Source organism: Zhihengliuella sp. ISTPL4 (genome assembly GCF_002848265.1).
GTDB lineage: Bacteria > Actinomycetota > Actinomycetes > Actinomycetales > Microbacteriaceae > Microbacterium.
Genome location: NZ_CP025422.1, coordinates 1,176,363 through 1,197,021, shown reverse-complemented (window position 1 = coordinate 1,197,021; position 20,659 = coordinate 1,176,363). Strand labels below are relative to the sequence as shown.

General features: G+C 70.9%; 17 protein-coding genes and 1 tRNA gene. 10 read left to right on the top strand and 8 right to left on the bottom strand.

The window, feature by feature from the left end:
• Nucleotides 1-38 precede the first annotated feature (38 nt).
• The 3 genes from CYL12_RS05815 (at nt 39) to CYL12_RS05805 (ending at nt 4,716) form a co-directional block, all read left to right on the top strand.
• On the top strand, nt 39-2,306 hold the full coding sequence (locus tag CYL12_RS05815) for a heavy metal translocating P-type ATPase (protein ID WP_101846335.1): 2,268 nt from the start codon (nt 39-41) through the stop codon (nt 2,304-2,306).
• A 23-nt stretch (nt 2,307-2,329) separates the two neighbouring features.
• On the top strand, nt 2,330-2,590 hold the full coding sequence (locus CYL12_RS05810) for a YHS domain-containing protein (RefSeq protein ID WP_101846333.1): 261 nt from the start codon (nt 2,330-2,332) through the stop codon (nt 2,588-2,590).
• A gap of 92 nt (nt 2,591-2,682) precedes the next feature.
• Complete coding sequence (locus CYL12_RS05805) at nt 2,683-4,716, top strand: heavy metal translocating P-type ATPase (RefSeq protein ID WP_233486880.1); 2,034 nt, start codon at nt 2,683-2,685, stop codon at nt 4,714-4,716.
• Between the two features lie 27 nt (nt 4,717-4,743).
• On the opposite strand, the gene CYL12_RS05800 is transcribed toward CYL12_RS05805, so the two are convergent.
• The 6 genes from CYL12_RS05800 to CYL12_RS05780 form a co-directional block, all read right to left on the bottom strand.
• Complete coding sequence (locus CYL12_RS05800) at nt 4,744-5,310, bottom strand: hypothetical protein (RefSeq protein WP_101846331.1); 567 nt, start codon at nt 5,308-5,310, stop codon at nt 4,744-4,746.
• A 2-nt stretch (nt 5,311-5,312) separates the two neighbouring features.
• Complete coding sequence (locus CYL12_RS05795; protein WP_101846328.1) at nt 5,313-6,461, bottom strand: zinc-dependent alcohol dehydrogenase; 1,149 nt, start codon at nt 6,459-6,461, stop codon at nt 5,313-5,315.
• A 101-nt stretch (nt 6,462-6,562) separates the two neighbouring features.
• A complete protein-coding gene (gene nhaA / locus CYL12_RS05790; RefSeq protein WP_101846326.1) occupies nt 6,563-7,849 on the bottom strand; it encodes a Na+/H+ antiporter NhaA in 1,287 nt (428 codons plus the stop codon).
• Nucleotides 7,850-7,910: 61 nt separating this feature from the next.
• A complete protein-coding gene (locus tag CYL12_RS17290; RefSeq protein ID WP_172400128.1) occupies nt 7,911-8,084 on the bottom strand; it encodes a hypothetical protein in 174 nt (57 codons plus the stop codon).
• A 97-nt stretch (nt 8,085-8,181) separates the two neighbouring features.
• Nucleotides 8,182-8,254: transfer RNA gene (locus CYL12_RS05785), tRNA-Arg, on the bottom strand.
• 16 nt (nt 8,255-8,270) lie between these two features.
• Nucleotides 8,271-9,080, bottom strand: coding sequence for an SGNH/GDSL hydrolase family protein (locus CYL12_RS05780; RefSeq protein ID WP_101846324.1), 810 nt, complete (start codon nt 9,078-9,080; stop codon nt 8,271-8,273).
• A gap of 93 nt (nt 9,081-9,173) precedes the next feature.
• Here CYL12_RS05780 and argS point away from each other — a divergent pair, with 93 nt between their 5' ends.
• Together argS and CYL12_RS05770 are read left to right on the top strand one after the other, a co-directional pair.
• The gene (gene argS / locus CYL12_RS05775; RefSeq protein WP_101846322.1) at nt 9,174-10,838 is read left to right on the top strand and encodes an arginine--tRNA ligase; all 1,665 of its coding nucleotides are present in this window, start codon (nt 9,174-9,176) and stop codon (nt 10,836-10,838) included.
• A gap of 7 nt (nt 10,839-10,845) precedes the next feature.
• The gene (locus CYL12_RS05770; protein WP_101846319.1) at nt 10,846-11,691 is read left to right on the top strand and encodes an LmeA family phospholipid-binding protein; all 846 of its coding nucleotides are present in this window, start codon (nt 10,846-10,848) and stop codon (nt 11,689-11,691) included.
• Nucleotides 11,692-11,706: 15 nt separating this feature from the next.
• Here CYL12_RS05770 and CYL12_RS05765 read toward each other — a convergent pair whose 3' ends face one another.
• Nucleotides 11,707-12,468 (bottom strand): alpha/beta fold hydrolase, encoded by a 762-nt coding sequence (locus CYL12_RS05765; RefSeq protein WP_233486843.1) that lies wholly within the window; start codon nt 12,466-12,468, stop codon nt 11,707-11,709.
• Nucleotides 12,469-12,511: 43 nt separating this feature from the next.
• Nucleotides 12,512-13,585: a YihY/virulence factor BrkB family protein gene (locus tag CYL12_RS05760; protein WP_199399192.1), complete on the bottom strand. Its 1,074-nt coding sequence runs from the start codon at nt 13,583-13,585 to the stop codon at nt 12,512-12,514.
• A gap of 147 nt (nt 13,586-13,732) precedes the next feature.
• Between CYL12_RS05760 and lysA the strand changes: the two genes are divergently transcribed.
• The 5 genes from lysA to prfA all read left to right on the top strand — a co-directional run bounded on the left by lysA (nt 13,733) and on the right by prfA (nt 20,644).
• Complete coding sequence (gene lysA, locus CYL12_RS05755; protein WP_101846316.1) at nt 13,733-15,151, top strand: diaminopimelate decarboxylase; 1,419 nt, start codon at nt 13,733-13,735, stop codon at nt 15,149-15,151.
• A gap of 21 nt (nt 15,152-15,172) precedes the next feature.
• Nucleotides 15,173-16,477, top strand: coding sequence for a homoserine dehydrogenase (locus tag CYL12_RS05750; protein ID WP_101846314.1), 1,305 nt, complete (start codon nt 15,173-15,175; stop codon nt 16,475-16,477).
• Nucleotides 16,474-17,442 carry a homoserine kinase gene (gene thrB, locus CYL12_RS05745; RefSeq protein WP_233486842.1) on the top strand — a complete coding sequence of 323 codons (969 nt, stop codon included), beginning with the start codon at nt 16,474-16,476 and terminating at the stop codon, nt 17,440-17,442. Before CYL12_RS05750 ends, thrB begins: the two co-directional genes overlap by 4 nt.
• Before the next feature lie 143 nt (nt 17,443-17,585).
• Nucleotides 17,586-19,556, top strand: a complete 1,971-nt coding sequence (rho, locus tag CYL12_RS05740; RefSeq protein WP_101846312.1) for a transcription termination factor Rho — start codon at nt 17,586-17,588, stop codon at nt 19,554-19,556.
• 8 nt (nt 19,557-19,564) lie between these two features.
• Nucleotides 19,565-20,644, top strand: a complete 1,080-nt coding sequence (prfA, locus tag CYL12_RS05735) for a peptide chain release factor 1 (protein ID WP_101846310.1) — start codon at nt 19,565-19,567, stop codon at nt 20,642-20,644.
• Nucleotides 20,645-20,659 lie beyond the last annotated feature (15 nt).

Below are 20,659 nucleotides of genomic sequence, written 5' to 3'. Positions count from 1 at the left end.
ACACCGCGCGATCGCGCGATCGAACGAGGAGAGACACCATGACGGACACCCCGTCGACGACCGCCACGACCAGCATGGAGTTGGAGATCGGTGGCATGACCTGCGCGTCGTGCGCGATGCGGATCGAGAAGAAGCTCAACCGGCTCGACGGGGTCACCGCGACCGTGAACTATGCCACCGAGAAGGCCAAGGTCACGGCGCCGGCGGGAGTCGATGCCGCCTTGCTCATCGCCGAGGTGGAGAAGACCGGCTACACCGCCGCCGTCCCCGCACCTGCGGCTCCCGTCGGCGAGCAGCCGGTCGGAGAGGAGCCGGATCGGGAGCTCACCGCGCTGCGCCACCGGTTGATCGCCGCGGTGGTGCTCACCGTTCCGGTCGTCGCGATGGCCATGATCCCGGCGCTGCAGTTCACGTACTGGCAGTGGTTGTCGCTCGCCCTCGCCGGTCCGGTGATCGTGTGGGCGGCATGGCCGTTCCACAAGGCCGCGTGGACGAACCTCCGTCACGGGGCGGCCACGATGGACACGCTCATCTCGATGGGCACGATCGCCGCGCTGCTGTGGTCGCTGTATGCGCTGTTCTTCGGCACCGCCGGGGTCCCCGGCATGACGCACCCGTTCGAGCTGACCGTGGCCCCCAGCGACGGCGCCGCGAACATCTACCTCGAGGTCGGGGCGGGCGTGACCACGTTCATCCTCGCCGGACGCTACTTCGAGAAGCGCTCCAAGCGCCAGGCGGGCGCGGCGCTCCGCGCGCTGCTGGAACTCGGCGCGAAAGAGGTCGCTGTGCTCCGGCAGGGGGTCGAGACCCGGATACCCACCGGCGAGTTGCGGACCGGGGACGAGTTCGTCGTGCGCCCCGGGGAGAAGATCGCGACCGACGGCGTCGTCGTCTCCGGCACGTCCGCCGTCGATGCGTCGATGCTGACGGGGGAGTCCGTGCCCGTGGAGGTCGGCGAGGGTGATGTCGTCACGGGTGCCACCGTGAACGCCGGTGGACGTCTCATCATCCGGGCGACCCGCGTCGGCGCGGACACCCAGCTCGCCCAGATGGCGAGGCTCGTGGAGGAGGCGCAGACGGGGAAGGCGGAGGTCCAGCGGCTGGCGGACCGCGTGTCCGGGATCTTCGTGCCGATCGTGATCGCGATCGCCCTCGGCACACTGGGGGCGTGGCTCGGCGCCGGCTTCCCGGCCTCCGCCGCCTTCACGGCCGCTGTCGCCGTGCTCATCATCGCCTGCCCCTGCGCTCTCGGTCTGGCGACGCCGACCGCCCTGCTCGTGGGTACCGGCCGCGGCGCGCAGCTGGGCATCCTCATCAAGGGACCCGAGGTGCTGGAGTCCACGAAGAGGGTCGACACGGTCGTGCTGGACAAGACGGGGACCGTCACGTCCGGCCGCATGACGCTCACCGCCGTCCACACCGACGAGGGCGTGGAACGCGCCGAGCTGCTGCGGCTGGCCGGCGCGCTCGAAAATGCCTCCGAGCACCCGATCGCGCAGGCCGTAGCCGCCGCAGCGACCCGAGAGCTCGGTTCCCTTCCGATCGTCGAGGACTTCCTGAACGTCGAGGGCAAGGGCGTGCAGGGCGTCGTCGACGGCCACGCGGTGATCGTGGGGCGGGAGTCGTTGCTCGCCGACTGGTCCCTCCATCTGTCCACGGGCCTCAGCGCTGCGAAGGCCGAGGCGGAAGCGCAGGGCAAGACCGCGATCGCCGTGGGCTGGGACGGCCGGGCGCGGGGCGTGCTCGTCGTGGCCGACACGGTGAAGCCCACCAGCTCGGAGGCGGTGGCGCAGCTCAGGGAGCTGGGCTTGACGCCGGTCCTGCTGACGGGCGACAACCGTGCGGTGGCCGAGCAGATCGCCGGCGAGGTCGGGATCACCGAGGTCATCGCCGAGGTGCTGCCCCAGGACAAGGTCGACGTCGTGCGCCGCCTCCAGGGGGAGGGCAAGGTCGTCGCCATGGTCGGAGACGGCGTCAACGATGCGGCGGCGCTCGCGCAGGCCGACCTGGGACTGGCGATGGGGACGGGTACCGATGCCGCGATCGAGGCGAGCGACATCACGCTCGTGCGCGGCGACCTCCGCAGCGCCGCCGACGCGATCCGGCTCTCCCGGCGCACACTGGGCACGATCAAGGGCAACCTGTTCTGGGCCTTCGCCTACAACGTCGCGGCGATCCCCCTCGCGGCCCTCGGGCTGCTCAACCCCATGCTCGCCGGTGCGGCGATGGCGTTCTCGAGCGTCTTCGTCGTCGGCAACAGCCTCCGCCTGCGGTCCTTCCGCAGCAAGGCGGTGGACACCCCGTGAACAATCGACAGAGGAGCAACGACATGTCCGATTCCCCCGCTGGATCCTGCTGCAGCGTGCCGCGTCAGAGCGGTGTGGCCGCCGAGGGACGCGCCGACCTGCTCGCGACCCCCGCTGAAGGCATGGCCGAGTGCCCGGTCATGGCCGGCACCCCGGTCGTGATCGCCACGGCCGAGGCCGCGGGCCTGTACCGCGATCACGAGGGCACGCGCTACTACTTCTGCTGCGCGGGCTGCGGACCGGCGTTCGACGCCGATCCGGCGAAGTACACGAAGGCGGCTTGAACCCCGTGCGGGGCCGCGACAGAACCGGCCCCGCACGGCATCATCGACGTTGGAGGGAACACATGAGCACCCCGCACCACCATTCCGACCACATGGACCACCCAGACCACGCAGACCACGCGGAGCACGGCGGTCACGCTGGTCATGGCGACCACGTCGCCCAGTTCCGGCGTCTGTTCTGGATCATGCTCGTCCTCGCAGTGCCCACCGTGCTGCTCTCGGGCATGTTCGCGATGATCCTCGGCTACCCGCTTCCCGACATCCCGGGCCTGACCTGGGTGTCGCCTGTCCTCGGCACCGTCATGTACGTGTGGGGCGGCAAGCCGTTCCTCACAGGCGCGGTCAGCGAGATCCGCGCCCGCAAGCCGGGGATGATGCTGCTGATCGGCCTCGCGATCACCGTGGCGTTCGTCGCGTCGTGGGGCGCGAGTCTCGGTCTTCTGCACCATGAGCTCGACTTCTGGTGGGAGCTCGCCCTGCTGATCGTCATCATGCTGCTGGGGCACTGGATCGAGATGCGGTCGCTCGCACAGACCACCTCCGCCCTCGACTCGCTGGCCGCCCTGCTGCCGGATGAGGCGGAGCGCATCGAAGGCGATCAGGTCGTGCGCGTCTCGCCCTCGGTCCTCCGTGTGGGTGATGTCGTCGTGGTGCGCCCCGGCGGGAGCATCCCCGCCGACGGCCGCATCGTCGACGGCCGTGCCTCGATGGACGAGTCGATGGTGACGGGGGAGTCCCGCACGGTCACCCGGGCGACCGGAGACGCGGTGACCGCGGGCACCGTCGCCACAGACTCCGGGCTCCGCGTCGAGATCACGGCCACCGGCGATGACACGACGCTCGCCGGGATCCAGCGGCTCGTCACGGAAGCGCAGAACTCCTCGTCCCGCGCACAGCGTCTCGCCGACACGGCCGCGGGCTGGCTGTTCTGGTTCGCGCTCGGCGCCGCCGTGATCACCGCGGTGGTGTGGAGCGCCGTGGGGCTGCCGGACGATGCCGTGATCCGCACGATCACCGTCCTCGTCATCGCGTGCCCCCATGCGCTGGGCCTGGCCATCCCGCTCGTCGTGTCGATCGCGACCGAGCGGGCGGCACGCGGCGGCGTCCTCGTGAAGGATCGACTCGCCCTGGAGAGCATGCGCACCGTCGACACCGTGCTGTTCGACAAGACGGGCACCCTGACCAAGGGCGAGCCCGTCGTGTCGGAGGTATCGGTAGCCGGTGACGGCACAGCGGACGAGGTGCTGGCGCTCGCCGCGGCGGCCGAAGTCGACAGCGAACACCCGCTGGCCAAGGCGATCGTCCGTGCCGCCCGGGAGAAGGGACTTCACGTGCCGGCGAGCCGCGACTTCTCCTCCTCTCCGGCGGTCGGCGTGACCGCAACGGTGGACGGCGTCAGGATCCGGGTCGGCGGCCCGCACCTGCTCACCGAGGAGGGCGCGGAGGAGCTTCCCGTCGCGGACGGTTGGCGTGCCGACGGAGCGATCATCCTGCACGTGCTGCGCGACGGTCGCGTCATCGGGGCGCTCAAGCTCGCGGACGAAGTGCGTCCGGAGTCGCGGTTCGCGGTCGATGCGCTGCACGCGCTCGGCGTCCAGGTCGTGATGATAACGGGGGACGCGGAGGCCGTCGCGCACACCGTCGCGGAGGATCTCGGCATCGATCGGGTGTTCGCCGGCGTCCGGCCGGAGGACAAGGCGGCGAAGGTGCAGGAGTTGCAGCGCGAGGGTCGCAAGGTCGCGATGGTGGGAGACGGAGTGAACGATGCGCCCGCCCTCGCCCAGGCCGATGTGGGACTCGCGATCGGCGCCGGAACGGATGTGGCGATCGCCTCCGCAGGGGTCATCCTCGCGGGCGACGACCCCCGGGCGGTGCTGTCGGTCATCGAGCTGTCCCGCGCCTCCTACCGGAAGATGAAGCAGAACCTCTGGTGGGCGGCGGGGTACAACCTGCTCTCCGTCCCGCTCGCCGCGGGAGTGCTCGCCCCCATCGGCTTCGTGTTGCCGATGTCGGTGGGTGCGGTGCTGATGTCGCTGTCGACGATCGTGGTGGCGCTCAACGCGCAGCTGCTACGGCGGCTCGACCTCCGTCCAGAGGTCGTGACCGCGGAGATCCTGCAGCGCTGAGCGCCCCGCCGCCGTCTCGGTCCCGGCTCAGCCCCGGCGACCGAGACGGCGGAGGGCCCGAATGCCCAGCACCGCCGTCAGCACCCAGGGACCGACGACGATGATCGGATCGAGCCACGTGTGTCGAAGGTCGACCCGTCCTCGGCCGAACCGCGACGTGAGTGGACGGTGGTCCGGCTCCGCGAGGACGCCGGTCTGGGTGATCGGGTCGTCCGGCCGACGGCTGAGGAGCGAGCGGGCGTGCGCCGTGACGGCGTCGACGCGGTCTCCCAGCACGAGCAGCAGCCAGCGGGTGTTCTTCGTCTCGCTGAAGCGGTCGTAGGCCACGCGCCGGATGGCTCCGGACAGGCCGTGCAGCGGCTGCGCGGTGCCCCAGACCGGAGGCAGCATGCCGTGTTCGATCGAGCGCTCACGGCCGCGGTCCGGGCCCTGGCGCTCCGGGAGGTCCCAGTGCGCCCCGGTGTCGCCGACGTCCTCCAGCTGTTGCCAGGTGCGACGGTGCTCGGGGGCGAGGTCGGCGCCCCACCCCGGGATCCGGGCGCGCAGCTCATCGGGGGTCGGCGCGGGGAGGGGTCGAGATCCTTCGTACGGCATGGTCATTCCTCTCCGACGACGATGAGCGGCTTGATGCAGTCGTCGAGCTTGGACGAGAACACGTGGTAGGCCTCGGCGATGTGCTCCAGGGGGAAGCGATGGGTGAGCAGCTCGGACGGACGGAGGTGTCCCGCCTGGATGTGTTCGAGCAGTCGCGGCCACTGCCTCTTCACGGGAGCCTGGTTGCCGCGCACGGTGAGCCCTTTGTTGACGATGTCTCCGAGACGGACGGAGGTGACCAGCGGCCCGTAGGCCCCGAGGATCGATACCGTCCCTCCCTTGCGTGCGCTGTCGATGGCCCAGTTGAGGGCGACGGGGGAGCCACCCTGCAGCTTGAGCTTCGCCCCGGTGACGTGCTGCATCACACTGCCGTCCGCCTCCGCGCCGACCGCGTCGATCACCACGTCCGCGCCGAGGTAGCCGGTCGCCTTCTTCATGGCGAGGACGATGTCACCGGATTCATGGAGATGCATCGTCTCGGCGAAGGCGAAGCTCCGGGCCTTCTCCAGCCGGTAGTCGAGGTGGTCGACGACGATCACCCGGCCCGCACCGAGGAACCAGGCGGAGCGGGCAGCGGCCAGGCCGACCGGACCGGCGCCGAACACGGCCACGGTGTCTCCTTCGGCGATGTCGCCTTGCTGGGCACCGAAGTAGCCGGTGGAGAACGCGTCGGTGAGCAGCAGCGCGTCCTCCGACGTGAGCCACTCCGGGATCACGGACGGACCCACATCGGCGAACGGCACGCGGACGCGCTCGGCCTGACCGCCGTCGTATCCGCCGGTGCTGTGCGAGTAGCCGTAGATCCCGCCCACGGCGGTCGCGTTCGGGTTCACGTTGTGGCAGTTCGAGAAGAGGCCGTGTCGGCAGAAGTAGCACGAGCCGCAGTAAATGTTGAAGGGCACCATCACTCGGTCGCCCGGGCGCAGGGTCTCCACGGAGGGACCCACCTCTTCGACCACGCCGACGATCTCGTGACCGAAGGTGTGCCCGATGCGAGTGTCGGGCATCATGCCGTGGAAGAGGTGAAGATCCGATCCGCAGACGGCAGCCCTCGTCACCCGCACGATGGCGTCGTTCGGGTGCTGGATCGTCGGATCGGGTTTCTCCTCGACCCGGATCTTGTACGGTCCGCGGTAGGTCATCGCCTTCATCGGGTGCTCCTTCGCTGCGTCGGATGACCGACGTTAGGCGCCGTCTCGAGGGATGACTCAGGGCGTTGACGGATGGCGCAGGGGAGCGTAGGAGCGCGTGATCAGGTCTCGGTGCAGGCCCCGGTCTCCGCACGGGCACGACGGCTGCGGGCCGCGAGCACGAGGCCACCGAGGACAGCGGCGAGGAGCGAGCCGACGAGGACGCCGATCTTCACGTGGTCGTCCGCAACACTGCTGCTGCCGTAGGCGAGCTCGCCCACCAGCAGCGAGACCGTGAACCCGATGCCCGCGAGCAGGGAAATGCCCGCGAGGTCCGGCCAGCGCAGCGTCTCGTCGAGGCGCAGGGCCGGCACGCGGCTCAGCAGGAACGTCGTGAACAGGATGCCGATGGGCTTCCCGAGGACGAGTCCCACGATGATGCCGATCGTGATCGGGTCGGTCAGCGCCGAGACGAGGCCGTCCACGCCGCCGATCTCGACCCCGGCCGCGAAGAACGCGAACACCGGCACGGCGACGAGCGTGGCCACGATGCCCCAGCGGTCCGCGAAGTGGGCGGCGAGGCCGTCGTACACCGGTGCGCCGTCGGCGTCGGTCCCGGTGCGCACCCGGGCGCGCTCGGTCGGACGCACCGGCACCATGAAACCGAGCAACACCCCGGCGACCGTGGCGTGCACCCCCGAGGCATGCACGAACGCCCACACGGCGAGGGCGAGGGGGAGCAGGATCCACCAGGACCGGATGCCGTTCTGCGCGGCGAGTGCGAAGCCCGCGAGGGGGAGGAGCGCGAGGATCAGCCACGGGAAGCTGATGGTCTCGGTGTAGAACGTGGCGATGATCGTGATGGCGATGAGGTCGTCGATGATCGCGAGCGTGAGCAGGAACACCCGCAGGGCCGGTGGCAGGAAGCGGCCGACGACGGCGAGGACGGCGATCGCGAACGCGATGTCCGTGGCCGTGGGGATCGCCCACCCGCGCAGCACATCCGCGCCGGAGGCCGCGTTGATCGCGACGAACAGCAGGGCGGGGACGATGACGCCGCCGACCGCGGCGGCGATCGGAAGCGCGGCACGGCGCGGGTCGCGGAGGCGTCCGGCGACGAACTCCTCCTTCAGCTCCAGTCCGACGACGAAGAAGAACACCGCGAGGAGGCCGTCGGCGGCCCAGGCGCCCACGCTGAGCTCGAGGTGCCACTCCGGGATCCCGAAGCGGAAATCCCGGATCGCCTCGTACCAGGGGGCGGCGGGGGAGTTGGCGAGGATGAGGGCGGCCAGGGTGGCGGTCAGCAGCAGACCGCCGCCGAGCACGTCGCTGCGGGCGTTGGAGCGGATGCCGCGCCAGAGCTCATGCGGTGCGAGACGGAAACGGGCAGGGGACGACGAAGAAGACACAGGGATACCTCACGGCAGATGGATGGGTGACGCGATGTGGCCGCACCCGTCCGGGCGCGGCCTATCCCTGTGGCGGCGGGCAGCCGGCGATCTCGCCGTGCGAGAGCGTGCCCCAGACGCTCGTCCACCCGTTCGTGCCGGGGTGCAGGACCACGCGCATCCACTCCGTCATCGGCGTCGCGGACGACAGACGGCGCGGAGCGCGCGTCGAACCGGCGATGTGGAGGGAGGGCACGGATCCAGGCTACCGGTCCGTGCGGCGGGCGCGCTGGGCGACCCCCGGGGGAACGAGAAGAGGGACCGTCCGTGCGGACGATCCCTCTTGCTGTACGTGCCCCCGACAGGAGTCGAACCTGCGACCTACGGTACCGGAAACCGGCGCTCTATCCACTGAGCTACGGAGGCGTACCGATCGACAATATCACTCGTCGGGGGTGGTCTCCGACCCACCGGCCTCCGTGACCGGCGCGGCGCGCAGTTCGTCGAGCGCGGCGGCCAGCTTCTCGGCGAGGTAACGGTGGCCGTCGGTGGACGGATGCTTGCGCCCGACCTCCACGTCGATGACGGCGAGATAGTTGTCCTCGGTGATCCAGTCCCGCTCGATCGGGGAGATGTACCACCAGCCGCGGGCCGAGGCGAGAGCCGCGAGATCCCGGTCGATCCGTGCGGTCTGCGCGCCCACCGGCAGCTCGTGCGGCGCGGGGCCGAGGACCACGATCGCCGCCTCCGGGTACAGCGCCGTTAGCGCGTCCCAGGCGGCGGTCACGGCGTCGCGGTAGCCGGCCTCGCCCTGTGCCCGGTCGTTGATGGAGCCCTGGACGATGACGAGATCCGGTTCGAGGGCCGGGTCCAGGGCCGCGATGCGCTCGCCGAAGGTGGGGCCGTCGATGCCGGGCTTGAGGTAGCCGCTGCCGCGCACGCCGTCCACGATGGTCGAGCCGTGCAGGAGGTCGGCGAGCACGTATGCGTAGCCGAGGGTGGGGTCGGACGCGGCCGAGCCGTAGGTCCAGGAATCGCCGAAGACGAGGACGGTCGGCTCGTCGGGGAGCGCGAGCGGCGCGGGAGCGATCACCGCGGCGGACTCGTCTCCGGCCGCAGCGCCGACCGGGAGGGACGACGGCGCCGGAACCCACGGTCGCCAGACCCCGAGAACGCCCGCGGCGACGGCGACGAGGAGGGCGGCGGCGACGCCCGCGACGCGCAGTCGACGAGAGGCGGCGGGGGCGTTCATGGCATGAGAGTAGATCACGGAGAGCGGATCGCAAACTCCGCGGGACGCCGGGCGACGGAACGGGCTCGCGCACCCCCGTAAACTGAGGGATCTATGAATCCTGAAACGCTCGCCCACGCCCTCCTCGCCGTCCTCGCCCCCATCGCCGAGGAACGACGTTCGGGCGAGCCGTTCGACCTCTCCGCCGCCGACATCGTGCTGGAGCGTCCGCGCAACCGCGACCACGGCGACTGGGCCTCGAACATCGCCATGCGCCTGGCCAAGCCCTTCGGCACGAACCCCCGCGAGCTCGCCCAGCAGATCGCCGACGGGCTCGCCGGTGTGGAGGGTATCGCCAGCGCTGAGGTGGCCGGTCCGGGGTTCCTCAACATCCGTCTCGACGCGGCGGCCGCCGGCGCACTCGCGAAGGTCATCGTCGACGCCGGTCCCGCCTACGGGACCAACTCCTCGCAGGAGGGTGTGAGCGTCAATGTCGAGTTCGTCTCGGCCAACCCCACCGGGCCGCTGCACATCGCGCACACGCGCTGGGCGGCCCTCGGCGACGCGATCGTCCGCCTGCTCCTCGCGAGTGGCGCCCACGCGGTGCGCGAGTACTACATCAACGATGCGGGTGTGCAGATGGACCGCTTCGCCGCGTCCGTGCTGGCGGCCGCGAAGGGCGAGCCGACGCCGGAGGGCGGCTACCCCGGGCAGTACATCGCGACGCTCGCCGGCCGCGTGCTCGAGGCGCGTCCCGACCTGCTCGACCTCCCGGAGGAGGAGCAGCTCACCGTCGCCCGCGAGCTCGGCTACGAGTACCAGCTTGCCGAGATCAAGAACTCCCTCGAGCGCTTCAACGTGCCGTTCGACGTCTGGTTCTCCGAGCGCACCCTCCACGCGAAGGACGCCTCGGGATCCAGCCTGATCGACCAGGCCGTCGACCGTCTGCGCGAGCAGGGCCACGTGTTCGACGAGGACGGCGCCGTCTGGGTGCGGACCACGGACTTCGGTGACGACAAGGACCGCGTGATCCGCCGCTCGAACGGCGAGTACACGTACTTCGCCGCCGACGCCGCCTACTACCTGAACAAGGGCGACCGCGGCTTCCGCGACAAGATCTACCTGCTCGGGGCCGACCACCACGGCTACGTGCACCGCCTCAAGGCGGTCGCGGGCGCGGCGGGGGATGACCCCGCGAAGAACATCCAGGTGCTCATCGGGCAGATGGTCTCGATCAACGGTGCCCGTCTCAGCAAGCGCGCCGGCAACATCATCGAGATGGACGACCTCCTCGACTGGCTCGGCACGGATGCACTCCGCTACTCGCTGGAGCGCTCGCCCGCCGACTCGCCGCTCGACCTCGATCCGGAGCTGCTGCAGAAGCGCACGAACGACAACCCGGTGTTCTACGTGCAGTACGCGCATGCTCGTACCCACAACGTCGCGCGCAACGCCGCGGATTCCGGCGTCGACCGCTCGGTCTTCGCCCCGGAGACGCTGACGCACGAGACCGAGGCGGCGCTGCTGGGCGCGCTCCAGGAGTTCCCGCGCATCGTGGGGTTCGCCGCCGAGGTGCGCGAGCCGCACCGGGTCGCGCGGTACCTGGAGGAGCTCGCCGGCCTGTATCACCGCTGGTACGACAACTGCCGGGTGATTCCGCTGAGCGACGCCCCGGTGGAGGACGTGCACCGCACGCGCCTGTGGCTGAACGACGCCGCCGGTCAGGTCTTCCGCAACGGACTCGACCTGCTCGGCGTCTCCGCGCCCGAGCGCATGTAGGAGCGCCATGAGCGACGACAACCGGACCCTGCCGTACCCGGAGCCTTCGGGCGAGCATCCGACGCTCGTCATCCCCGACTCGGCGGACGGTCGTGAGCCCGCGAAGGTCGCCCGCCGCCGTCGGTGGCCGTGGGTCGTGCTCATCGTCGTGCTCGTGCTCGCGCTGCTCGTCGTCGCGGCCGAACTCGTCGCCCGGGCCGTTCTTCCCGGCGTCGTCCGGTCGATCGTCATCGAGCAGCTCGATCTGCCCGCCGACCAGCAGCTGGACGTCGAGACCGAAGGCATCCTGCTCCCGCAGCTCCTCGCCGGTCGTCTCGACACCCTGCAGCTGTCGACGGATGCCGTCACGCTGGAGGGCATCACGGGGGCGGCGGACGTCACGGCGACGGGTGTCCCTCTGCGAGGCGGAGACCTCGGCGGCGCGGACGGCACCATCCGTATCGACCAGGACCAGTTCACCACTCTGCTCTCGGCCACGGACCTGCCCGTCGACACAGTCGAGTTCGCCGCGCCGAACGCGACGCTTGGCGGCTCGTTCCAGGTGCTCGGCACCGCGGTGCCGGTGTCCGTGACCCTGATGCCCGGCGCGGTCGAGGGTGATCTCGAACTCACGCCGGTGGCGGCGAGCGTCGGCGGCGTGGACATCGATCTCGACCGGGTGGGGTCGTCGCTCGGCTCCCTGGGCGAAGGGATCACGGAGCCGCGCCGCGTCTGCATCGCGGATCAGCTCCCGGCGGGCCTCACGCTGACCGGCGTCGAGATCGTGGACGACGAGGCCGTGATCGACATCGACGTGGACGGGGCGATCGTCACGGACGAGGGGCTGCAGGAGAAAGGCACCTGCGACCGCTGAGCGGTCCCGCCCGGGTCAGGTGGCCAGGCGCTCCTCCAGACGTGCGGCGAGCTCCGCCGGCCGTTGCAGGGGCATGCCATGTCCGCACCCCTCGACGACCTCGAGCGTGGAGCTGGCGTGCACGCGGCTCAGCAGCGCGGCGGAACGGCGCATGAGCGGCTTCTCCTCTGCGCCGACGAGCACCAGCGCGGTACCGGGGTGCGCGCGCCAGGCGGGCGGCGGTGTGAATCGCAGGTTCTCCTCGACCGCTCGCAGCAGGGTGGTGCGCGAGATCGACGCGGAGGTCTCCAGATAGCGGGGAAGCAGCGCGGTGGGGATGAACAACTCGCGCGCCTGAAGTCGGGCGAAGCGCTCGTTCCTGGCCAGCCCGGCGGTGAGGGAGAGCAGCGCCAGGGTGGGCCCGACGGCCCGGATCGGTTCCGCTTGGGCACTGACGACCACGGCGTCGGCGACGAGGTCGGGCCGTCGCGCCGCGAGCAGGACGGCGAGCTGCGCCCCGAGGGAGAAGCCGACGACGGTGGCCGGTCGGGTCTCCTGTTCCAGCAGGGGGACGAGCCTCGCCACCGTCTCGTCGTGCGACTCGTAGTCGATACTCGCGCTGCGGCCGTGGCCGGGGAGATCCGGGACGATGACCCGCCGCGCGGGATCGAGGTGTCCGCGCAGCGGCTCCCACATCCACCCGGCGACGCCACCCCCGTGCAAGAGGACGAGGGGAGGGATTCCCGCGGGACCGGTCGTCTCGTGATGCATCTCGGCGCTCTCGACCGTCACAGCCACGCGCCCGAACGTGCCGCGGTGTCCGGAGGCGTGCTGCGGACGGTCACGCTTCCTCAGCCGTTCCGTTCTCCTCGGCCGCCGCACGCTGGGCGTCGCGCAGCTCGGCCGTCGCGATCTTCACGTCGACCTCGGCGCGCTGCAGCCGTCGCTGGATGAACGTCCGCGCGCCGAACCGTTCGTGCAGGCGGTCGCCGCGCTCCTCCTCGGCCGTGACGATGTAGGCGCAGGCGACGAGGATGACCTGCGTGGACAGCTGCAGCCAGATGAGCAGCGCGAGGAGCGACGCGAAGGAGGCGAGGAGCGGGTTGCTCGTCGCGCCGCCGACGAAGAGCCCGGAGAGCTGCTGCAGCACGATGAGGCCGAAGGCGCCGAGGAAGGCGCCGGCCCACAGCGAGCGCGCTGCGGGGCGCACACCGGAGAGCAGCAGGAACGCGCCGACGATGAGGGCCGCGTCCAGGATGAAGACCACCAGCAGCGACAGGATCCGGACCGTCCATGCGAGCAGCGGCGAATCCGACGGTACCCCGAGGAGGTCTCCGATCCAGGTCACCCCGAGCTGGCCGATGAACGTGACCCCGGCGGCGAGAACGAAGGCGAGTCCGATACCGACGCCGAGGAGCAGGTTGCGGATGATCACCCAGATCCACAGGATGTCGGACTGGATCGTCCCGGCGATGGTGCGGATGGCGGTGCGGAGGGACCCGATGGCACCCAGCGCGGCGCCCACGAGCGCGACGAGCGAGACGATCCCGGCGATCGAGAACGATGCCGGAGCCCGGAGGTCCTTCGTGCTGATCACGCCGTCCTCGCCGATGAGCCCGGGGACCGCCGACTGCACCGCGTCGATGATGGCCCGCCACGCGTCCGGGTTGCCGGAGAGCCAGAGAGCGGCGAGGGAGAAGCCGAGGAGCACGCCCGCGAAGACACTGAACAGGGCGCGATAGGTCACGCTGTCGGCGAGCATCGGACCGCGGCGCTCGGAGTAGAGCAGTGCCGCCCTGACCGGGCGTCGGGCCAGGGCCCAGGCGATGATCGGTCCCGTGATTCGGGCGACGAGTCCCGGTCGGGCCGGGGCTGCGGAACGGTTCTCGGAGTCTCGCGTGTCGGTGTCTGCCACGCCCCCACCCTATGAGCCGCGCGGTACCGCTCCCCAGGGGGGTGACGCGGCGTGTCACCGAGACCAGGCGAGTCCAGGGGGTGCCCTAGAATCGGGGCAACTCGATGTGCGCCTCCCGCCCGAGATCCGTCCCACGATTGGTGTTCCGTGCTCGACTCTGCCGCCACGCTCGCTCCGGAATGGCTCGTCGTCCCCGACGACCCGAACGACCTCGCGGCCGGTGTCTGGCCGGCGTCGGCGCAGCGGGACGAGGACGGATCCCTCGTCATCGCCGGGGTCTCGGCGCCCGAGCTCGTCCGGACCTACGGCACGCCACTCCTCGTCCTCGACGAGGACGAGGTGCGCGGCCGCGCCAGGGCCTTCCGCGACGCGTTCGACCGCGCCGCCTCCGCACACGGCACGACCGCACAGGTGTACTACGCGGGGAAGGCCTTCCTGTGCACGACGGTCGCCCGGTGGGTCGTCGACGAGGGGCTCCGCATCGACGTGTGCACCGGCGGTGAGCTCGAGGTGGCGCTGGCCGCGGGTGCCGCCCCGGCCTCGCTCGGCTTCCACGGCAACAACAAGTCGGTGGCGGAGCTGGAGCGCGCGGTCACGCTCGGTATCGGCACGATCGTCGTCGACAGCGCGATCGAGATCGAGCGTCTGGCCGCCATCACGGCCCGCACCGACGCGGTGCAGCGCGTCATGGTCCGGGTCATCAGCGGCGTCCACGCCGAGACCCACGACTTCCTCGCCACGGCGCACGAGGACCAGAAGTTCGGCTTCCCGCTCGCCGAGGCGGAGGTCGCCGTGGCACGGATCCGCGAGATCCCCGGGCTGGAGTTCGCCGGCCTGCACTGCCACATCGGCTCCCAGATCTTCGGCGTGGCCGGTTTCCGCGAGTCCGCGTCGCGCGTGCTCGAACTGCACGCCGCCCTCCTCGAGGACGGCCCGGTGCCGCAGCTGAACCTCGGCGGCGGCTTCGGCATTGCGTACACCCGGGTCGACGACCCCACGCCGATCGACGAGCTGGCCGACGGCATCGTGGCGGCGGTGGCCGAGGGCTGCGCGGCACGCGGCATCCCCGTGCCGGCGCTGTCGTTCGAGCCCGGGCGCGCGATCGTCGGCACGGCGGGCGTCACCCTCTACGAGGTCGGGACGACGAAGGACGTCACGGTCGCCTCGGGGGCGACCCGGCGTTACGTCAGCGTCGATGGCGGCATGAGCGACAACGCCAGGACGGCCCTCTACGGCGCCAACTACTCCGCCCGGCTGGCCTCGCGCACGGGCACGGGCGACCCGCAGCTCAGCCGCGTGGTCGGCAAGCACTGCGAGTCCGGCGACATCGTCGTCGACCACGAGTACCTGCCCGGCGACGTCACGCCGGGCGACCTGCTCGCCGTGCCCTCGACGGGCGCGTACTGCGCCTCGCTCGCGAGCAACTACAACCACGTCCCGCGTCCGCCGATCGTGGCGGTGCGCGAGGGCCGCTCGCGAGTGATCGTCCGCGGCGAGACCGTCCACGACCTGCTGGCCCGCGACGCGGGCATCGACGGGGCGCACGCCCCCGAGGGAGCACGATGACCCACCCCCGAAGGAGCACCCATGACTGACTACAGACGACTTCGCGTGGCACTGCTGGGCGCCGGAGCCGTCGGCTCCCAGGTCGCGGCCCTCCTGCTCCGCCATGGCGATGAGCTGGCGGACCGCGCCGGCGCCGCCCTGGAGCTGGCCGGTATCGCCGTCCGCAACCTCGACGCCCCCCGCGACGTCGAGCTGCCGAAGGAGCTCTTCACGACCGACGCCGAGTCGCTCATCCTCGGCGCCGACATCGTGATCGAGCTCATCGGCGGCATCGAGCCCGCCCGCACGAACATCCTGCAGGCCATCGGCTCCGGTGCCGACGTCGTCACGGCCAACAAGGCGCTGCTGGCGACCCACGGACCGGAGCTGTTCGAGGCTGCAGACCGCGTCGGCGCATCGGTGTACTACGAGGCGGCCGCCGCCGGCGCCATCCCGATCATCCGTCCGCTGCGCGACTCGCTCGCCGGTGACCGGGTGGTGCGCATCATGGGCATCGTGAACGGCACCACGAACTACATCCTCGACCGGATGGACACGGAGGGCGCCGACTTCGCCGACGTGCTGGCGGACGCCCAGCGCCTGGGGTACGCGGAGGCCGACCCCACGGCCGATGTCGAGGGCTACGACGCCGCGCAGAAGGCCGCGATCCTCGCCAGCCTCGCCTTCCACACCGCCGTGCCGTTGGACGCCGTGCACCGAGAGGGCATCACCTCGATCACCGCGTCGATGATCGAGGAAGCCCGCGCCGCCGGGTTCGTCATCAAGCTGCTCGCCGTCTGCGAGCGGATCGAGGCCAACGGGGCGGAGTCCATCTCGGTCCGGGTCTATCCGGCGCTCGTCCCCGTCTCCCATCCGCTCGCCTCCGTGCACGGTGCCAACAACGCGGTCTTCGTCGAGGCCGAGGCTGCCGGCTCCCTCATGTTCTACGGGGCGGGCGCGGGCGGCGTGCAGACGGCCTCCGCCGTTCTCGGCGATGTCGTCTCGGCCGCACGTCGACACATCGCGGGCGGCGTCGGGGTGGGCGAGTCCACCAGGGCGAACCTGCCCGTGGTTCCCATCGGCCATGTCACCACGCGGTACCAGATCACCCTCGAGGTCTCCGACGCCCCCGGGGTGCTGGCGACCGTCGCGGGCATCCTCAGCGACGGCGGTGTGTCCGTCGCGACCGTCGTCCAGACCGTCGAGGGGGAGGACGAGCCCACCGCCCGCCTCATCATCGGCACGCACCGCGCGACCGAGCAGGCCCTCAGCGACACGGTGGACGTGCTCGCCGAGAGCGATGTCGTCGCCCGTGTGGTGTCCGTGCTCCGGGTGGAAGGCGAGTGACGACGGTGACGGCTCCCGCTCCGGAGGAGCACGGCGCGCGCGTGGGTCGCACGGTCGAGGTGACGGTCCCGGCGACGAGCGCCAACCTCGGTCCCGGCTTCGACACGCTCGGCCTGGCGCTGAGCATCTACGACCGCCTCGAGGTGACGGCGCTGCCGGAGGGGCAGCTCGAGATCGAGGTCTCCGGCTCCGGTGCGGAGGACATCCCGCGGGATGCATCGAACCTCATCGTCCGGACGATCGCCTATGTGTTCGCGGACGCCGGCAGGCCCATGCCCGGCCTCCGCATCGTGGCTGAGAACGCGGTGCCCCACGGCCGCGGTCTGGGGTCCTCCGGCGCGGCCGTCGCGGCCGGGGTCCTCGCGGCGAAGGGGCTGCTGGCCGGCGACGTCGATCTCTCCGACACCGACCTGCTGCGCCTCGCGACCGAGCTGGAAGGGCACCCGGACAACGTGGCGCCGGCGCTGTTCGGCGGACTCACGATCGCGTGGATGGGGGAGCGGGGACCGCAGCACAAGAAGCTCCTCGTACACCGCGGTGTCTCGCCCCTGGTCCTCGTACCCGCGTACACCATGTCGACCTCGCAGGCCCGTTCGCTGCAGCCCCCGCACGTCTCCACGGCCGACGCCGTGTTCAACGTGTCCCGGTCGGCGCTGCTCATCGCGGCCCTGATGCAGAGCCCGGAGCTGCTGCTGGACGCGACCGCCGACCGTCTGCACCAGGACTACCGCGCCGGCGCGATGCCCGAGACGCAGCGTCTCGTGCAGGCCCTGCGGGCGGCGGGATTCGCCGCGGTCGTCTCCGGCGCGGGGCCCAGCGTGCTCGTGCTCGCCGACGGTCCCGGCAGCCGTCTGGACGCCGTGGAGGTGGCCAATCAGGTGACCGACACCCCGTGGGAGGCCCTCCTGCTCGCCGTCGACGTCCGTGGTGGTACAGTGGGGGATCGAGCGGAGGGCTCCACGTAACATTCGTGAATCTGGCCCCATTGCATCTCTTGCAAGACCCGCACGCGAACCCCTGAGGCCCAAGTGCCGAGGCTGGCTGACGCCGAGCGTCAGCCCGTGCGATCGTGCGCAGCACCCGTTGTGCGCGTTCACGCTCATTTCCCATGACCTATAAGGGAGTACTCGTGGAGAACCTCTCCGAGACCCAGAACGATCAGGCGGCTCCGACCGCCGATGCCCCCGTCGCCGAGCAGGCGACCGAGACCGCTCCGGCTAAGAAGCGCGCCCCGCGCCGGGCGAACACCGCCACCGCGGCGGCCAAGGCGGCGAAGGCCGCGGAGGAGTCCGGCTCCGCCGAGGCGCCTGCGGCTGCCGGGGACACCGCGGAAGCGGCGGAGGCTGCTCCGAAGGCGAAGACTCCGCGCCGCACCCGCGCGAAGAAGGCGGATGCCGAGGCTCCTGCCGAGCAGGCGACCGCCGAGGCGGCGCCGGCTGCCGACACCGCCGACGTTCCCGCGGAGGCGCCCAAGTCCGGACGCGGTCGTCGCACGAAGAAGGCCGACGCCGAGGCCCCGGCAGCAGCAGAGAAGGCCGAGGCCGCGCCGGCCGACAGCACGGCGGAGACCGCCGAGGCGGGCACCGCCCAGGGCGGCCGCGCCAAGAACGACGCGGCGAAGAGCGAGTCGAAGAACGACAGTGCTGCGGTGAAGAACGAGGCCGAGGCGGACGCCCCGGCGAAGGACGCGTCCAGCGACGGCGACAACGCCGAGGAGCAGGGCGGCCGCGGCCGCAACCGCAACCGGAACCGCAACCGTGGCCGTGGCCAGGGTGGCGGTCAGGAGCAGACGCAGAACGCACCGGCCGACGACGACCAATCCGGCAACGGCAACGGACGCAACCGCCAGCGCAACAAGCGCCGCGGTGGCACCCAGGTCGACGAGTTCGAGACGGAGATCACCGAGGACGACGTCCTCATCCCGATCGCCGGCATCCTCGACGTGCTCGACAACTACGCTTTCGTCCGCACCACCGGCTACCTCGCCGGTCCCAGCGACGTCTACGTCTCGCTCGGCCAGGTCAAGAAGTACAACCTCCGCAAGGGCGACGCGGTCGTCGGCTCCATCAAGCAGCCGCGCGAAGGCGAGCAGCAGGGCCGCCAGAAGTACAACGCCCTCGTCAAGGTCGACTCCATCAACGGCCTCTCGGTCGACGACGCGGCCACCCGCGTGGAGTTCGGCAAGCTCACGCCGCTGTACCCGCAGGAGCGTCTGCGCCTGGAGACGGCCCCCGAGAAGCTGACGCAGCGCATCATCGATCTCGTCGCACCGATCGGCAAGGGCCAGCGTGGCCTCATCGTCGCGCCGCCGAAGGCCGGCAAGACGATCGTCCTGCAGCAGATCGCCAACGCGATCGCGCAGAACAACCCCGAGGTGCACCTCATGGTCGTGCTCGTCGACGAGCGCCCCGAAGAGGTCACCGACATGGAGCGCACCGTGAAGGGCGAGGTCATCGCCTCCACCTTCGACCGCCCCGCAGAGGACCACACCACGGTCGCCGAGCTCGCGATCGAGCGCGCCAAGCGCCTCGTCGAGCTGGGCCGCGACGTCGTCGTGCTGCTCGACTCCATCACCCGCCTGGGTCGCGCGTACAACCTGGCCGCTCCGGCGTCCGGCCGAGTCCTCACCGGTGGCGTCGACGCGTCCGCGCTGTACCCGCCGAAGCGCTTCTTCGGTGCCGCCCGCAACATCGAGAACGGCGGATCCCTCACGATCCTCGCCACCGCGCTCGTCGAGACCGGCTCCAAGATGGACGAGGTCATCTTCGAGGAGTTCAAGGGCACCGGCAACAGCGAGCTGCGCCTGTCCCGTCAGCTCGCCGACAAGCGCATCTTCCCGGCGGTGGACGTGAACGCGTCCAGCACCCGCCGCGAGGAGATGCTGCTCTCGGCCGACGAGGTCAAGATCACCTGGAAGCTCCGCCGCGCCCTCGCCGGCCTCGACCCGCAGCAGGCGCTCGAGGTCGTGCTCGGCAAGCTCAAGGAGACCCACTCCAACGTGGAGTTCCTCGTCCAGATGCAGAAGTCGATCCCGACGCTGCCCTCGGGCGCCCACGGGCACGACAACAACATCCGCTGAGTCGCGACGTGTTCGAGTCCGTCCAGACTCTGATCGACGAGCATCGCCGGGTCCAGGAGGAGCTCTCCGACCCGGCGGTGCACGCCGACGCGGCCCGCGCCAAGCGCGTCAACCGGCGGTACGCCGAGCTCTCGCGCATCGTCGCGGCGCACGAGGCGTGGACGGCTGCCGTCGACGATCTGGAGGCGGCCCGGGAGCTCGCCCGCGAGGACGAGGCGTTCGCCGCCGAGATCCCCGCGCTCGAAGAGGGCGTGCAGGCCGCGCAGGAGCGTCTGCGACGACTCCTGATCCCGCGCGATCCGGACGACGCCCGCGACGTGATCATGGAGATCAAGGCGGGGGAGGGCGGCGCCGAGTCGGCGCTGTTCGCCGCGGACCTGCTGCGCATGTACGTGCAGTACGCCGCGTCCAAGGGGTGGAAGACCGAGCTGCTCGAGCGCAACGAGTCCGACCTCGGCGGTTACAAGGACGTCCAGGTCGCCATCAAGGGCTCCTCGTCCGACCCCGCGCAGGGCGTCTGGGCGCACCTGAAGTACGAGGGCGGCGTGCACCGCGTGCAGCGGGTCCCCGCGACGGAGTCGCAGGGGCGCATCCACACGTCCACGACCGGCGTGCTCGTGTTCCCCGAGGTGGACGAGCCCGAGGAGATCCAGATCGACCAGAACGATCTGAAGATCGACGTGTTCCGTTCATCGGGCCCCGGCGGACAGTCGGTGAACACCACCGACTCTGCGGTCCGGATCACCCACGTGCCCACCGGCATCGTCGTGTCGATGCAGAACGAGAAGTCGCAGCTGCAGAACCGCGAGGCTGCCATGCGCGTGCTGCGCGCCCGGCTGCTCGCCAAGCAGCAGGAGGAGCTCGACGCGGCCGCCTCCGACGCGCGCAAGTCGCAGATCCGCGGCATGGACCGCTCGGAGCGCATCCGTACCTACAACTTCCCCGAGAACCGGATCGCGGATCACCGGACCGGGTTCAAGGCGTACAACCTCGACCAGGTCATGGACGGTGCGCTCGACGCCATCATCGAGAGCGCCATCGCCGCCGACGAGGAAGCGCGTCTCGCCGCGGTCGGCTCCGAGGGCTGACCCGCCGGACGAAAG